The sequence below is a fragment of the Pseudomonas sp. SID14000 genome, from assembly GCF_002165135.1.
In the GTDB taxonomy this organism is placed as follows: domain Bacteria; phylum Pseudomonadota; class Gammaproteobacteria; order Pseudomonadales; family Pseudomonadaceae; genus Aquipseudomonas.
Genome location: NZ_NFZQ01000121.1, coordinates 1 through 421, shown reverse-complemented (window position 1 = coordinate 421; position 421 = coordinate 1). Strand labels below are relative to the sequence as shown.

Annotated in this window: 1 protein-coding gene; it reads left to right on the top strand. The window is 58.9% G+C overall.

Annotated elements, in window-relative coordinates:
- The coding region (locus CAY82_RS26810; protein ID WP_256576351.1) for a major capsid protein at window positions 1-421 on the top strand (421 nt) is incomplete at both ends.

Here is a 421-nt window from a genome sequence, read left to right as displayed (position 1 = left end):
GAGAATCGAGATGCTTTCGATTCTCGGTGGCGACTCTGACGTGGATAAGTTCATTTCCCGGACGCGAGGCAACCTCAACGATCAGCGCGCGATCCAGGAGACCTTGAAGGTCAAGGCCGCTGCTTTTACTTTCGCTGACAAGTTCTTCAACGGCGATAGCTCTGTAAACCCGAAGGAGTTCGACGGCCTGCGGAAGCGGATCATCGGTGCCCAGGTGTTCGACGCTGGCGGCGTCGGGCCGGTTCTCAACGGCTACGAGTTCTTTGATGCCCTGGACTCCCTTACTGCGCGTGTCCGTGGCATTAACGGCCAGAACGGCGCGCTGTACATGAATGGTGCGATCCTCGCTAAGATCCGGTCCGGGTACCGACGGCTCGGCGGTAGTGAACTGCTCGTTGACTCCGTGGTCACGGGCAAGCTC